General features: G+C 44.2%; 13 protein-coding genes and 1 pseudogene. 4 read left to right on the plus strand and 10 right to left on the minus strand.

Features of this window, described 5'->3' with window-relative positions; genetic code table 11:
* Positions 1 to 5 precede the first annotated feature (5 nt).
* The 8 genes from T359_RS0102060 to ruvA all read right to left on the minus strand — a co-directional run bounded on the left by T359_RS0102060 (position 6) and on the right by ruvA (position 8,800).
* The gene (locus T359_RS0102060) at positions 6 to 989 is read right to left on the minus strand and encodes a DUF2953 domain-containing protein (protein ID WP_026516036.1); all 984 of its coding nucleotides are present in this window, start codon (positions 987 to 989) and stop codon (positions 6 to 8) included.
* Between the two features lie 27 nt (positions 990 to 1,016).
* Positions 1,017 to 1,346 carry a hypothetical protein gene (locus T359_RS0102065; RefSeq protein ID WP_026516037.1) on the minus strand — a complete coding sequence of 110 codons (330 nt, stop codon included), beginning with the start codon at positions 1,344 to 1,346 and terminating at the stop codon, positions 1,017 to 1,019.
* Between the two features lie 87 nt (positions 1,347 to 1,433).
* On the minus strand, positions 1,434 to 2,906 hold the full coding sequence (locus T359_RS0102070; RefSeq protein ID WP_035783464.1) for a peptidoglycan D,D-transpeptidase FtsI family protein: 1,473 nt from the start codon (positions 2,904 to 2,906) through the stop codon (positions 1,434 to 1,436).
* A gap of 30 nt (positions 2,907 to 2,936) precedes the next feature.
* Entirely contained in the window at positions 2,937 to 4,310 is a 1,374-nt protein-coding gene (locus T359_RS0102075) for an FtsW/RodA/SpoVE family cell cycle protein (RefSeq protein WP_026516039.1), read from the minus strand.
* Between the two features lie 6 nt (positions 4,311 to 4,316).
* A complete protein-coding gene (locus T359_RS0102080) occupies positions 4,317 to 6,602 on the minus strand; it encodes a U32 family peptidase (protein ID WP_026516040.1) in 2,286 nt (761 codons plus the stop codon).
* 56 nt (positions 6,603 to 6,658) lie between these two features.
* Positions 6,659 to 7,066, minus strand: coding sequence for a cell division protein ZapA (locus T359_RS0102085; protein ID WP_026516041.1), 408 nt, complete (start codon positions 7,064 to 7,066; stop codon positions 6,659 to 6,661).
* A 57-nt stretch (positions 7,067 to 7,123) separates the two neighbouring features.
* Positions 7,124 to 8,155, minus strand: a complete 1,032-nt coding sequence (gene ruvB / locus T359_RS0102090; RefSeq protein WP_026516042.1) for a Holliday junction branch migration DNA helicase RuvB — start codon at positions 8,153 to 8,155, stop codon at positions 7,124 to 7,126.
* A gap of 24 nt (positions 8,156 to 8,179) precedes the next feature.
* Positions 8,180 to 8,800, minus strand: coding sequence for a Holliday junction branch migration protein RuvA (gene ruvA / locus T359_RS0102095; RefSeq protein WP_026516043.1), 621 nt, complete (start codon positions 8,798 to 8,800; stop codon positions 8,180 to 8,182).
* A gap of 204 nt (positions 8,801 to 9,004) precedes the next feature.
* Between ruvA and T359_RS0102100 the strand changes: the two genes are divergently transcribed.
* The 4 genes and pseudogenes from T359_RS0102100 to T359_RS23405 all read left to right on the plus strand — a co-directional run bounded on the left by T359_RS0102100 (position 9,005) and on the right by T359_RS23405 (position 13,671).
* On the plus strand, positions 9,005 to 9,979 hold the full coding sequence (locus T359_RS0102100) for an ABC transporter ATP-binding protein (RefSeq protein ID WP_026516044.1): 975 nt from the start codon (positions 9,005 to 9,007) through the stop codon (positions 9,977 to 9,979).
* Positions 9,980 to 11,350: an ABC transporter permease gene (locus T359_RS0102105; protein ID WP_026516045.1), complete on the plus strand. Its 1,371-nt coding sequence runs from the start codon at positions 9,980 to 9,982 to the stop codon at positions 11,348 to 11,350. It abuts the gene before it with no gap.
* A pseudogene (locus T359_RS23400) lies at positions 11,347 to 12,582 on the plus strand (ABC transporter permease); the annotation flags it as partial. The gene T359_RS0102105 and the pseudogene T359_RS23400, both read left to right, overlap by 4 nt.
* Positions 12,583 to 13,176: 594 nt before the next feature.
* Positions 13,177 to 13,671, plus strand: a complete 495-nt coding sequence (locus tag T359_RS23405; RefSeq protein WP_442856211.1) for a CPBP family intramembrane glutamic endopeptidase — start codon at positions 13,177 to 13,179, stop codon at positions 13,669 to 13,671.
* A gap of 80 nt (positions 13,672 to 13,751) precedes the next feature.
* Here the strand turns inward: T359_RS23405 and T359_RS0102115 are convergent, their stop codons facing one another.
* The gene (locus T359_RS0102115; protein WP_026516046.1) at positions 13,752 to 14,141 is read right to left on the minus strand and encodes a DUF4342 domain-containing protein; all 390 of its coding nucleotides are present in this window, start codon (positions 14,139 to 14,141) and stop codon (positions 13,752 to 13,754) included.
* Between the two features lie 342 nt (positions 14,142 to 14,483).
* Complete coding sequence (locus tag T359_RS0102120; RefSeq protein WP_026516047.1) at positions 14,484 to 15,515, minus strand: branched-chain amino acid aminotransferase; 1,032 nt, start codon at positions 15,513 to 15,515, stop codon at positions 14,484 to 14,486.
* Positions 15,516 to 15,601 lie beyond the last annotated feature (86 nt).

Genomic DNA, 15,601 nt, shown 5'->3' on the forward strand with positions numbered 1-15,601 from the left:
GTTTATCAGGTACTCAATATCTTCTTAAATCGCCTGATTACCTTCATAACATCCTTCTTAAGGTAACATATGAGCACGCTGTACAGAATAGTGAACACCGTCACATGCCCCTTGACCCGGGCTCTCACCATTACCACCTGCCGTTCGAAATCAGGCTCCACTATGACATTATCCATAGTAAGAGGATAAATAATGCCAAAGGCGGCCATAACTTCTGCTGTGGTGGCCGGATCCCCCAGCCCGTAAAGGATTTCTGCCTTGTATTTGTCAGGCAGGATCATTTTTATTACTTTGATAAGTCTGCCCTTTACCTGTGCATAAGCACGCTTGAAAATCTCACTTTCCAGGGTAGTTTTAATCATTTTTATCTTACCACAAACTCTAGATATTGTATATTGTGTTTTTTCAAACACATCTTGTGGCGTTTTTAGAATATTCTCAATCTTTTCGATAATATCCTGAATTATTTCTATAAGAGCTTTGCCTTCCTCTTCTTCCTCTTCGACCTCCATAGAATCCGAGGTGTCATTTTCCTGTGAAGAAGTATCATCCTGAGGAGCCTCCTCTGCAGGCTGGTTATTCTCAAGCTCCTGCATGTCGCTCATCTCTATTACGCCGCTCTCTTCTTTTTCAGTATTTTCTGTATTTTCTTCTTCAGCAGATTCCTCACTCTTTTTATCGGCATTTTCCTTCTCAGGGTTTTGCTTTCTCGGAAAAACTTTTATTCCGAAGACCTTTGCATAAAACTCCTTGTTATCAGGAAAATCGATTCCTCCGCTGATAATATGAAACAGCCAGGAATAACGCGCTGAAAACTGTATTTTTTCTGTATCAAAGCCCTTATCAAATTCTGTCTCAGGTATATAGAGGTTCGCCTTGTATCTCACCGGTACAAAAAGGATCAAAGCAAGAAGCAAAAGCAGAACCGCCAATATCACCAGAAGAACAATTCCAATGATCTTTAAAACTCCCAAAACTCCCGCCAACATAATCGCTCCAAAATAGTATTGTTAAGGTCAGCCCACAGATTCAAGGTACTCAAGAAGCTTGCCGCTCTTGCCGGCGATTGAAGCCTCCTGGGATATACGAAGTACGATATCCATTGCCTCCTGGTAGCCACCTGCAATTCCGTAAATATATACCGGGTGATATCTGAAATACGGCTGTTTCAAGTAAGCAGAGTTGATGATATCCAGCTGATCGACTCCATTGGTAGCCCTGGTAACACAAAAGATCCCGAACTGTCCGCTGCCGTGATACAGCTTCCACTTAACAACTGTGTGCTTCTTGACAGATTCTCCCCAATATAGCTTTTTATAAAACTCGCAAAAGCCCTTTTTACCCAAAATAATACTCCCCGTTAATAAATCCAAATCCGAAAAATCATAATATATTTTACCATATACCCATTTGTTATGGAATTGATACAGCTATCACTCCACTCCGAAATAAGCGTCAAAAATCCTCTTGGCAATAGGCACCGCATAGCTTCCGCCGCTGCCTGCGTTCTCAACGATTATGGTCACGCTGATCTCAGGATCTTCAGCCGGTGCAAAGCCTGTAAACCATGCGTGAGAATCTGATGTAAATGTATTGAACTCCGCAGAGCCGGTCTTACCTGCCGCTGTATAGGAAAGACCTTTTAGCTTGGTGGCGGTACCGTTTTCTACAACCTGTACCATCATTTTAGTCAGGATCTCAGCTTCTTCCTCGGTCATGAGTTTCTTTGACTTCTCCGGAGAATAGCTTTTTACCACCTTACCGTCCGCAGCCTTGATCTCTGTGACCAGATAAGGCTTCATAAGAACTCCCCCGTTGGCAACCGCATTGGTGATAAGGTTCATATGGATAGGTGAAACACCTGTTGTGCCCTGTCCAATGGAGAGCTGCATAACAGATGCCGATGTGGTGTCCTTGTTGTACTCAGCGCTGCTCTTGGAATGGGACAGGCTCACGGGAATGTCCTTGTTAAACATAAGGTCATCCAGGGTCCTGTTAAAGGTCTCCCTGCTGATATTCAGGCCCATATTGGCATAGGAAGAATTGCAGGACTTGGCAAAAGAGCTGTAGAAATCCACACTTCCGTGATTTTCCCCGTGGAAACAGGAAATGGATTCCCCGTCGTAGGTGAATCTGCCGTTGCAGCTGTATCTGTACTTCTCTATCTCATCGGGATGTTCCCTGAGATAAGCCAATGATGTGACGATCTTGAAGGTTGATCCGGGAGGATAAAGCCCCTGGGTTGCCCTGTTTACCAGCATGGCATTGCCGGAATTATCATTGATAAGGCTCTCCCACTGCTCCTGAATCATATTAGGATCAAAATCAGGCTTGGAAACCATGGCAAGTATCTGTCCTGTCTTAGGGTCAGAAACCACAATGGCTCCCTTCCTTGCTGACAGAGCATTGAAAGCCACCTCCTGGAGCTTAACGTCAAGAGATGTTATGACATTGTCACCGGGATATTTTTTACCCTCAAGGTCATATTCCACCTTCTCCGACAGCTCTGCGCTGGTGTTTATCAGGTAGTAGTTGGTAAGCGCCTCCAGTCCTGATTTTCCGTTGGAAGCATAGCCCACAACATGGGCAAATTCCTCCTTGTAGGGATAGATTCTTACATCCTTGCCATCCTCACCCTGTTGGGAATAAGCCAGCACATCGCCATCCCTTGAAAGGATGCTGCCTCTGGTGTTCTGCTTGGCCAGGATCTGCTGTCTTGTATTGTAATTGTTATTTAAAAGAACCTGCTTATTCTTGCTGGAATAGTTGCAGATATATACAAGCATGGAACCGAACAAAACCACATAAAATACCGTCAGAACAACTATTGGATAGGATCTGATCTTTTTAACTTTTTTCTTTTTCGGCTCCCTGTCCTTTTCCTCTTTTATTATTTCTTCACTCATAAACAGCTATATACTCCCCATGATCGAGATTTAATTCTTATCCGCAATGGCAGCCTTCTTTTGAGCTGCCTTTCTTCTCTGCATTCTCTCAATGGCTTCATAGCGCTCATCGGTTCTGATCATGCAGATTCCCTCAACTATCATCATCATTATGATCGTCACGAATACAGAGGTTCCGCCGTAGCTGACCAGCGGCAGTGTAACACCGGTCAGCGGAATGAACTTACAGCCTCCTCCGATCGTAAGGAAGGTCTGGAAAATATAGGCAACTCCGATTCCGCAAACCACCAGTCTGTAGAACTTATCCTTCAGAAAATATCCCTCCTGCATAATGGCAATAAAGGTGCTGACACAGATAAGGGCCATAAGAATGCCGAAAACAATACCCAGCTCCTCAGCAATGGCAGAGAAAATAAAGTCCTGCTCAACAAAGGGGATGGACTGTGGCGCTCCGCCGTAGAGTCCAAGGCCGAACCAGCTTCCGCAGCTGATTCCGAACAGGGACTGTGACAGCTGATATCCTGTGGACTCAATATCCGCAAAGGGATCGATCCAGGCCTGTACACGAACCTGAATATGTGAAAAAAGTCTGTATCCGATGGCGCTGGCCAAAGCTCCAAAACCTAGGCCTATAGCCAGATATCCGATATTCTCTGTGGCGATGTAGATCATTGCCAGATAGATGACAAAAAAGATAAGGGCGCTGCCCAGGTCTTTTGACAAAACAAGAATGATTACGTGAGCGGCGGCGATAATGGAATTGATCAGCAGCATCCAGATATTGTCACTCTCATATAGGGCTCCCGCCATAAAGAACAGAAATACTATCTTGACCACCTCGGAAGGCTGGAAAGTGATGCCCGCCAGAGTATAGGTAATCTTGGAGCCGTTGGTAACCGCACTGAAAAGCAGCACCACGCCTATGGCCAGAATACCAATTGCCGCGAAGATATAGGTCATCTTCTTGACGAAATTGAACCTGAACACCGCCTCAGGCACGAAAAATCCGATTACAAAGGATGCCGTGATGATAAAGAACTGCTTAACGGCCTTATCATAGGAAAGCCTTGTAAGAATGATCATTCCTATCATCAAAAGCATACAGGAATTGTTGATTATAAGCCTGTTCCCCTCCGGGTAAATGAAATAAAACAGCATCAGCACCGAGGCGAAAACAATTATCTGGAAGGCAAAAAAGAACAGGTACGCAGCCTTGCCCGTTCGGGCAATTATCTGCACGAAGCAGGCTATCTGCACCGCAAACATAAATATTATCTGTCTGATGTAAATGCCTTTTCTCTTTTTCTCGGTTTTGAATCTGAAGGCCATAAAGGCTTCCAGCGTGTAAAGAAAAAGAAAAGCGGCAATCACATATTTTGAAATCTCAGTAACGTATAGCTTCATCAGAGTTTACTCTACTCCCCGTTTATAATGTCCTGCAGTATAGCTGATCCTGTCAAAAATATCATCCTTGTCCGGACTTCCTTTTGCAAAGGCTTCATATACAGCCCCGGCAGTCTCCCCATCCTCAGTGGAAAAATCTATTCTGAGGCGATTAAATATCTCTAAATTCCTGATATTGTCATATTTCTTGTGAAGGGCTGTTGGATGCGCATTCCAGATCACGTTATAGCAATTGCGGCAGTTGGTGGTAATAACCAGCTCATTGTCCATTCGATCGACAATGGTCATCCTCTCGCTGTGATGGTTGTTCATCTTTCCTGAGCAATTGTCAGTGGTCTTCTTAACGCAGCCCGCACTTACCATCATGGGCACCTTGCCGTAGATGCTGTAAGAGACAGGAATTCCGGAGTTTTTTCTAACCTCTTTTACCAGTTCCTTAGCTTCGTGAATGGTCAGTTCCAGTGGAACGGATATCTCGGAAATACTACATTCAAGCAAAAGCTTAACCGCTTCGGCGTTCCAGTTATATACACCGTAATCAAGAATCAATCTGCCCTCAAAACCGGTCTTTTTATAGAATCCCAGCTGCTCCAGATTGCGGATAAGAACGCCGTCAAAGCCGCATTCCTTATATGTTTCCTGTATAAGTTCCAGATCCTTGGTGGCATCAAAGGTCTCTGACCTGGTGACATAAGGAAGGGCTACTATCAGCTCAGCATTTTCAAAGCTGCCCTTAAAACTCATTGCTCTGCTTTTTGCTTCTTCCTTGGCAGAAAAAAGCAGGTTGCTGTCCACATATATCCTTCCTGGGGCCTTAACATTCCCGGCAACCTCCAGGACGGCATCGAGCTGATCCAAAGTCATTACAAAAACATCCAGGACATTGATCGCATCCCCCGAACCGGTATCCATGTCCTTATAGTCCTGAACTTCATCAGAAAAAGTTCTGACAGCTGCAGCATTGGTATTTCCGTCAGCCTCCTCATTTACCTCCATAAGGGCCTGAACCTTCTCGCAGAGCTGTCTTCTGAGTTCATTGAGCTCGCTTACGGGGATAAAGATTCCGTTGCCGCTTCCGCCATCATTTATTTCGATATTGATATTCTCTGCTTCAAAAGGTGTATTACCAAGTCTGTCCAGCTGCTTAAGGACACTGTCTCTGTCCATAGGGCGCTTGGAAGCTGCCTCCACAACTTTGCCGGTGACAGATTCATATATGGTCCTGTCGCCCAGGTAGGCTGTCATGGATATAACTGCTTCTTCTCCCAGGGTAAGCCTGCAGTCGATATCACATTTCGTCTTGAGCTCATGGCCCAGATACTTCTCTTTTACCTGCTCAAGAACCTTGTCGGAGGTTCCGTTGTAGGCAGGGGAATCCAGAGTTACCATGTCTTTTCCGTTATGTTTGTGATAATATCCCTGACTTATGCCGGTCCTTAAGTACAGAGATTTCAGTATTTCCATATCTTCCTTTGAAATCTCATGCTTCTTGCCGGGCTCCTGATAATACAGATCGATATATTTTCTGTAAAGAGATGTTACTCCCGCGGAGTACTCGGGCTTTTTCATTCTGCCCTCAATCTTGAAGGAATCGATTCCTGCCTCGATAAGTTCAGGTATCATATCCACGGTGCACATATCCTTAAGACTCAAAGGATACTGCTCTCTGCCTGACTTATCTCCCAAAAGTCTGTAGGGAAGTCTGCAGGGCTGAGCACATCTTCCGCGATTACCGCTACGACCGCCCACCATACTGCTAAAAAGACATACTCCGGAGTAGCAATAGCACATAGCTCCATGGATAAAAGCCTCAACCTCTATATCCGCCTCTGTTCTTATTTTCTTCATTTCCTCAAGACTGAGCTCTCTTGCAGGAACAACTCTGCAGCATCCAAGCTCCTTTAAAAGCCTTGCTCCGTTGACACCGGTAACAGTCTGCTGAGTGCTGGCATGAAGCTCCACATTGGGAAACTCACGCCTGATAAGCCTCATTACGCCGTAGTCCTGCACGATGACTCCGTCCAGATTTTTCTCCGCAAAGGGGAGCATAAAATCATAGAGCTCACCGAACTCCCTCTCTTTAACCAGGGTGTTGACGGTCATATATATCTTTTTTCCATTGATATGAGCATAGGATATGGCGTCCAGAACCTGATCCCTGTCGAAGTTATCGGCATAGGCCCTTGCTCCGAACCTGCTTCCGCCAAGGTACACCGCATCCGCTCCGGCGTTAAACGCCCCTACCATGGTCTCATAATTTCCCGCAGGAGATAATAATTCTACTTTCTTCATATATCACCACTTATACTGCTCTAAAAAAAGAGGCTGAACATGCAGCCTCTTAATAATTATTTCTTACTTGCCTTGGCCTGTGCCTCAAGCTGAATGATCTTCTTGGATGACTCATCAAGCTTGGTCTGAAGGCTCTTGCCGTTCTTTTCACTGTTTTCGTACTTCATCTGGGTTGCTATGAGTTCATGCTTAATATCATAGAGCTCCTTCTCCTTCTCGGAGAGCTGCTCCTCCATGATCTCTATCTGCTTCTTGGCCTTGAAATAATCGTCTGCGATATTAAGCTGAAGAAGAACATTCTGTGTATCGATGGGCTGTTTCTTGAAGCCGTCTATCTTGTTGTATTCCGCTATCTTATTGTTGATATAAGATGCTACCTTCTGAAGGTATTCCTCGCTCTCATATCCGCTTAATGTAAATACTTTGCCGCCGATTATTACTTCGGTATCAGTTTTAGAAGCCATATTTTTCCCCCACTAAAGTTCGTTTTTTTGTATAAAAAACATTAAAACATAACATGATTATATATCGCCATCCCCGGGCATTTCAAGCCCCAAATGATGATAAGCATCCGCAGTAACCACGCGGCCCCTTGGGGTTCTGTTAATGAAGCCGTTCTTGATAAGATAGGGCTCATAAACGTCCTCAATGGTTCCGGAATCCTCTCCTATAGCTGCAGCCAGAGTATCCAGGCCCACCGGACCTCCGCCGAATTTGCCGATCATGGTCATAAGAAGGTTCCTGTCGGTATGATCAAGTCCCATCTTGTCTACATCCATAAGATCAAGAGCAGTCACTGCCACATCCTCTGTGATGACACCGTCATACTTAACCTGGGCAAAGTCCCTGACTCTCTTAAGGATCCTGTTGGCAAGTCTCGGGGTTCCGCGGCTTCTCTTGGCCATCTCCGCAGCACCCTTCTCGTCAACCTCCACATCAAGAACCTTGGCGGACTGCATAATAATCTCGCAAAGCTCATCTGTGTCGTAGTACTCCATCCTGTGGATCATTCCGAACCTGTCACGAAGAGGTGCAGAAAGCATTCCGGCCCTGGTGGTGGCACCGATAAGAGTAAACCTGGGAAGATCAAGTCTGATGGACCTGGCTGTAGGCCCCTTGCCGATCATGATATCAATGGCGTAATCCTCCATGGCAGGATAAAGAACCTCCTCCACCTGCCTGTTAAGGCGATGTATCTCATCTACAAAAAGCACATCCCCCTGTTGAAGGTTATTCAGAATAGCAGCCATATCACCGGGCTTCTCAATAGCCGGTCCGCTGGTGATCTTGATATTCACTCCCATCTCATTGGCAATGATTCCCGCCAATGTGGTCTTTCCAAGTCCGGGAGGGCCGTAAAAAAGCAGGTGATCAAGGCTGTCGCCCCTCTTTTTTGCCGCTTCTATATAGATCTTAAGGCTTTCCTTTATCTTTTTTTGACCGATGTAATTATCAAGGCTCTTGGGGCGAAGGGATCCTTCAATTCTGGAATCCTCGGGATTCTCCTGGGTATCCACGCTCCTGGCCGTTGTGTTTATCTTTCTTTTTTCCATAAGTTTCCCACCAACAATTATTTGTTAAAACATTTCCTTCAGCGCAAGCTTAAGAAGAAGCTCTGTATCCTCAGCTGCGGAAGGATTATTTGCAATGGCCTTCCTGACTGCTTTCATGGCATCGGATGAATTGTATCCGAGAGCCACCAGCGCTGCCACTGCCTCTCCCTTAGAAGAATCGCCGTCTCCGGCTGCCTCGTCCATGGAAACTGCGCCACCTCCACCAAGAAGCGTATCCTCTGTAGCCTTTATCTTATCACGAAGCTCCAGAGTTATCCTCTCAGCAGTCTTTTTGCCGATGCCGGGAGCCTTACTCAGGGACTTGCTGTCTCCTGCGATTATGGCAAATCTTAAGTCATCCGGTGACATAACGGAAAGAATGGCCAGGCCGCCCTTGGGACCTATGCCGTTTACCGTAATAAGAAGTTTAAAAAGATTAAGCTCATCCCTGGATAAAAAGCCGAACAGGGTGAAAGCGTCCTCTTTTACGTTAGTGTACGTATAGAGCTTGACCGCCTCTCCTATCCCCGGCATTCTGTCCATGGTGGAGCCTGAAATATTCACATTGTAGCCAACGCCGTTAACGTCTACAACGGCATTGCCCTCTTCAATACTCTCCAAAATACCATTTACATAAGCTATCAAATTTCTACCTCCCAACTAAAACCTTTAATATTTTATCACAACCGGCGGCTCAAAGGGATAGGAAACGGCATTTTGAATTGATAGTTTCCTAAAATTCACATATAATTCAAACTTTTATGCCACAGCATTGTTGGAGTTTCTAAATTGTTCTGATAAAATCTAAGATTGTAGCACTAAAAAGAAAGATTGTTGAGGAGATATCACATGTCATTCGAAGTAAAGCATTTGCAGAAAAAATTTGGGGACAAGCAGGCAGTTGAAGACCTTTCCTTCGAGCTGAGAGAGCCCGGAGTTTATGCACTTCTTGGAACCAACGGTGCAGGTAAATCCACTTCTATCCGCATGATACTGGGCATCCTTGCCAAGGATCACGGTGAAGTACTTTTAAACGGAGAGAATTTTGACACCCGCAAGGTAAATGTGGGATACCTTGCTGAGGAAAGAGGCTTATACCCTAAATATCCCATCATGGATCAGCTTTTATATTTCGCGGCTCTTAAAGGCTTATCCGCAGATGTTGCCATGGAACGCATCAAATATTGGGGCGACAGACTCAAAGTTACAGAATATCTTTTCCCTGAGAGAAAAAAGGGAAAGAAATTTAAGCCAACTCTGGCAGATCAGATGTCCAAAGGAAATCAGCAGAAGATCCAGCTTATGGCCGCTCTTATCTCAGAGCCTGAATTCCTTATTCTGGACGAACCTCTTTCAGGTCTTGATCCTGTAAATACAGATCTTTTCAAAAGCGTAATCCGCGAAGAAATCGACAAGAAAAAATATATCATCATGTCATCTCATCAGATGCCTGTAATTGAGGAATTCTGTGAAGATATTACTATTCTGAACAGAGGTAAGGCTGTTGTTCAGGGCAATCTCAATGAGATCAAAAAGTCCTACGGCCGCGTTAACCTCTTTGTTAAATGCGACGAGGATATCTCAGATACCATCAGCACTCTGGGCATCAAGGTTGTCAACGACACCCCCGCCGGAGTACAGCTAAAGGTTGGCAGCGAGGCTGAAGCCAAGAATCTCTTAAAGCAGCTCAGCGATGCCAATAAGACCATCGTGCGCTTCGAACTCAGAGAGCCTTCACTTCACGAGATTTTCATCGAAAGCGTAGGCGGAAGCCCCGAGGATAACACCCAGGATAATACAAAAAACAAGGCGGAGGAAAAATAAGTGAATAAAAGTGAATTCAGAGGCTTTAAACAAGTCTTTATGTTTGAGTTCATGACAGGCGTTAAAAAGCCGGCATTTGTCTGGTTTCTGATAATAATATGCTGCATTGCCTTTTTATCCACACCTCTCATGCTCATTATAGGAAACTCACAAAGCGACGATGAGACCTCCTCTGACGTGCCTCAAAAATCAGTTATAGAAACAGTATATGTTTACAACGAAACCGGTCTTTCCATAGACCATAACAATCTCAAGTCTTCAGAGAAATATTCAGAGGTTTCTTTTGTTACAGATAACACCGGTTCATATGACGATGCAGTGGAATCTCTCAAGAGCAATTCAGGCAGCAAAGACCTGGTCCTGAAGGAAGAATATGACGAGAAAAAGGGCTTCGAGATCACCATTGTTAGTTCCGGCAAATCCGGCATCAAGGATGCTGCTATCAAGAGCTTTAAGGAAGACTATACCGAGTTCTCCAGAGAAGAAACCCTCAAGAACCTTAATGTAAGCAGCGAAGACTACGACTACATGTCCAAGGACATCAATATCGCGATCATGGAAGAAAAAAAGGACGGCTCTTTCACAGCAGATGAAGGCTCTATTTCAGCCACTGATTACACCGTTCTTTTGGGCGGTCTTATGATATTATTCCTTTTCATAAATATGTCCGCAGGCAACGTCTCTACCTCAATCGCAACCGAGAAATCCTCCAGAGTTATCGAGTATCTGCTTACAGGCACAAGGCCTATGGCATTACTGTCAGGTAAGATTGCAGCAAGACTTGTGGAAACAGTTATCACAGCCGTTGCCAGTTTCTCCAGCTACTACCTGTCACAGGTTGTATGTCTGTTCTTCACAGTGGACAGAACTGCGGCAGCAAGCTCTTCCGACAATGTGGTTATGGTTTCATCAGTATGGGAAACAATCACTCTTCCCAAACTTTCCATTGCCATTGTGTACTTTCTTTTAGGACTTGCTCTTTTCTCTATACTTGGAGCTCTGGCAGGAGCAAGCGTATCCAAGCTGGATGAGCTGCAGGACGCATACAAGCTCTTTACCTTCATCATGATATTCAGCGTTTATGCAGACATGTTCCTTATCATCATGATGCTGAGCGCCAACGCCTCCGATGCTATGCGAAATTTCTTCACTATCTTCCCTTTCACCGGTGCCTTCCTTACTCCGGCCCTGATTCTGACAGGAAAGATAAGTACACTGACAGGAATAATTGCTCTGATAGTCATGATCATAGCAGCCGGCCTGATGTTTGTCCTGGCCGGTGCAATCTATGAGTCCATGCTTCTTTTCCAGGGCAAAAGACTACAGATAAAAGATATAATTGCACTTATGAAAAAGCAGGTGGTGGAATGAATAACTGGCTTAAAATATTAAAATTCACATTAAAACAGAACCTTCGAAGCAAAAAATTCTTAGGTTCCACAGTACTGGTTGGTATCGTCATCCTGGTAGGAACACTTATTACAAACATGCTTATATCAGGTGCCTTCAGCAAGGATACTCAGGTCAATAATCTTAAAGCCGTATATCTGGTTAACGAAACCGATCTTGATCTGGATACAGACTCATTTAAAACAAAAAATCAGAAGGATTATCCGGAACTTTTTATTTCCGAGCTTACAGGCATGACCGCTGAGAAAGCCGCATCTGATTCAAGCATCCTCGGTGAAAAAGAAGCCTACTCCATAGTTCTGGAGATCACAGAAAGCGAAGAAGGATGCGTTCTCACCGCTTTCATCCCTGGAAACAGTACTATCAGCGGCAATGAGAGCTACAAATTTGCAAGAAGATTCTCCGAGGCAATCAAAAACGCCAAAATTAAAAGCACCGGCGTATCCGAAGACAATCTTAAAATGGCCATCAGCGACATTAACATCACAGAAATCAAGGCAGAAGAATCCGATGAAGTCGAAGACGATTCTCTTTTGACAGGCTTTGCTCCGCTGATAATTATGATGTTCCTTTACTTCATGCTGATCTTCTACGGTCAGAGTATCGGTTCCATCATTAGCTCAGAAAAGACATCCAAGCTCATGGAATATATGCTTACACTGTCAGGCCCCACAGGCATTATTTTCGGTAAAGTAACCGCAGTCTTTTGCGAGGCTCTTTTCCAGATAATCATTTGGATCGCCTGTGGTTTCTGCGGACTCAGACTGAGCAACGTTTTTATCACAGAGCTCACCGGGGGAACAGGCAAAGATATCATTGCTCTTTTTGCTGAGTTATTGCCGGAGGGAGGCTTATCAAATAACTTCACAATCCTCTTTATCCTCTCTGTCATCGCTCTGCTGGTAGCATTCCTGTTCTACAGCTTTGTTTCAGCCCTGTTTGCTTCCTTTGCGGCAACAGCTGAGGAACTGACCCAGACCAATGCCATGTCCCTGATGACTATGATGGCAGGCTTTATCGCATCTTTGTATATACCTCTGTTCACTGACAATTCTCCCATAGGATTACTGATCGTTAAGGTTATTCCCTTCACAGCAGCCTTTGCTCTTCCGGGAGATGTATTGTGCGGCAGACTTAGCGTTATCGAATTTATACTGTATACAGGGCTTCTGCTGATCTTCACTGTTTTACTGGCAGTCCTCACAGGAAGGGTTTACAAGAACAGATTATTTAAGAGAGGCACAAAGGGAATCTTTGATGAAATCCTTTTTGCCATTACAGGAAAAGTTTCATCTAAAGCCAAAAACAATAACGAAGAAGAAATCAAAACTTCCGACAATGTACCGGACATGAACAGTTATGAAAACCATGACAGCGCAAAAAAGACTTATACTATCGTAGGCTTCGGTCTCCTTGCACTGATCCTGGGAGCCAACGCCATCGGAGGCGGTCTTATATCCGGTGTGGTTGCCAGTTTCATGGCTGCAAGGTCTCACGTAAGTCTTACTGAAGTGTATTCAGATGTGAATTTCCTTGCCACAGCCAATATCATTTCCATGTATCTGCTGGCATGCCCTGCCTGCGCACTGGTAATGCAGTTGGCCAACGATTCAAAGGTTAAGATCAAGGGACATATATCCATGAATCAGTATATACGATCTATTTTTATGATGTTCCCTATAGCTTTCGGACTTAATTACCTCAGTACTCTCCTGGCGTCTGCTTTATCAGGAGGTGAAGCAGAGAACTCAATAGGCCAGCTTCTTGGCGGTGATAACATTGCCGCAATGATCATGGTGGCAGTACTTGCGCCGATATTTGAAGAGCTGGTATTCAGAAAGCTTATTATCGACAGAACTATTCGCTACGGTGAGCTTATGTCAATCGTATTCTCATCCCTGGCCTTTGGATTATTCCACTGCAATCTCTACCAGGTATTCTATGCATTTGTACTGGGACTTATCCTGGGATATGTATATGTAAGAACCGGCAATATTATCCTGACCATAATAATGCATATGTGCGTAAATGCCTCATCCTCGGTTCTGGCGCCTTTGGCTCCTCAGGTTTATGAGTACTTCTTCTACGCCATGATAGGTCTTGGTATAGTTTCAATTCTCTATACCCTCATTAAAAGAGATGTAAAGATTGAAAAAGTAAACCATGAGCTGCCTTCAAAAGAGCTTTCCGGCATAGCATTTGCAAACGTTGGTACAATTCTCTTTACAGCAGTTTGCATTCTTATGATGATCTACGGGTTGTTTGTATCAACTCTCACATGATATTGAAAAGAGGCTGGATACTTTATTAAGTATCCAGCCCCTTTTTTGTCTACATAAATATCACAGAGGTTATTAAGTTATTAAACTATCTCGTCTGTAGTTCCATCCTTTCTTACTACTTCAAGCTTGCATCCAAGTCCGAAGGCTGCTACGGAACCTGCGATAAGTGCCCAGGGAGCTGTTGCAAGTCCAAGAACTCCACCAACGATTCCTACATTAACAGGAACGCTTAAAACAATCTGGTTGTCCTTGCGGATCTGAATCCTGTCAACATTTCCTTCCTTAACTTTCTTTTTAAGCTTATCTACCAATGACTTAACTTCTTCTCCGATATCAACAGTGTCAGGGCAAATAAGCTTAATTGCCTCATCAACGTTTCCGTCTGTCTTAGTAAGAGCATCCTTGGCAACCTTGTAATCAACACCTGTCTGCTCCATTACCTTTTCTACTGCTTCTAATGTGATTTCCATAATACTTTTTCCCCTTTCCTTAATGTTATGGCTTATATATGTAATTCAGTTTGATTAACTGATAAGAAGATTATAGATGTACGTTATATAGAATTATATACTATCTGCCGCATAATAGACGCTCATATTTCTCCTTTTAGTAAAAAAAGGCATAAAAAAAGCTCCTCAAGGGAGTCTGGTGAAAGGAGGAGACTACCTGCCCGCCTGAGCAGGTAGCCTGTAATTATGAAAAAGTTGTTTATCACTTACTTGTCTATATATACAATATAGACTCCTCCTTTGAACTTACAATTTCATTTTTGTAAACAAATTGTTAACATTTGTAATATTTCTTAACAACAATCAGTCGATGGTGTGGATCCATCCCTCAGGAGCCTCAACAGTACCCATCTGAATACCTGTAAGGGTATCGTAAAGCTTCTTGATAACAGGTCCCATATCCTCCATACCGCTGGCAAATGCGATCTCCTTGCCATGGTCATTGATCTTGCCTACAGGACTGATAACTGCTGCTGTTCCGCAAAGTCCCATCTCTACAAACTCAGGAACCTCTGAAAGCTTAACCGGTCTCTCCTCAACGTTGAGCTTCAGAATATCTCTTGCTACCTGCACGATGGATCTTCTGGTGATTGAAGGAAGGATTGAATCTGTGTGGGACTGAGGAACTACAAGACCACCGTCCTTGGTAACAAAGATGATGTTGGCTCCGCCGGTCTCCTCGATATAGGTTCTTGATTCTGCATCAAGGTATACATTCTCGGCAAATCCCTCGTCGTGGGCTGTAACAATTGCATGAAGGCTCATGGCATAGTTAAGTCCGGCCTTGATGTTACCTGTTCCGTGAGGTGCTGCTCTGTCAAAGTCAGAAATCTTAACAACGATAGGCTTAGCACCGCCCTTGAAGTAAGGTCCAACGGGTGTTACAAAGATTCTGAACTGATACTCATCAGCAGGCTTAACACCGATAACATTGCCTGTTGCGAACATTACAGGTCTGATATAAAGAGTTGCTCCTGATCCATAAGGAGGAACCCAGTCCTTATTGGCTGCTACTACTTCTTCTACAGCCTTGATAAATCTATCCTCTGGGAAAGGAGGCATCTCAAGCCTTTTAGCTGAGTCAACCATTCTCTTGGCATTGAGGTCAGGTCTGAAGGTTACAATCTTGCCATCCTCTGTCTCATATGCCTTAAGTCCCTCAAAGCACTCCTGCGCATAATGAAGAACACCTGCATCCTCACTCAAAGTAACGGTAGAATCCTTGGTAATGACGCCGTCATCCCATTTTCCATCCTTATAGTTGGAAACGTATCTGTAGTCAGCTACCATGTAGCTAAATCCAATATTTGCCCAGTCTAAATTCTTTTTACTCATAAACTCCTCACCCTTTCTATATAACTTTAGCACGTCAAAGCACTAATAAATCAATTATAATCCTTTATTTCATGCCGTCAAGAGCA

It is taken from the genome of Butyrivibrio sp. MC2021, from assembly GCF_000621605.1.
Taxonomy (GTDB): domain Bacteria; phylum Bacillota; class Clostridia; order Lachnospirales; family Lachnospiraceae; genus Butyrivibrio.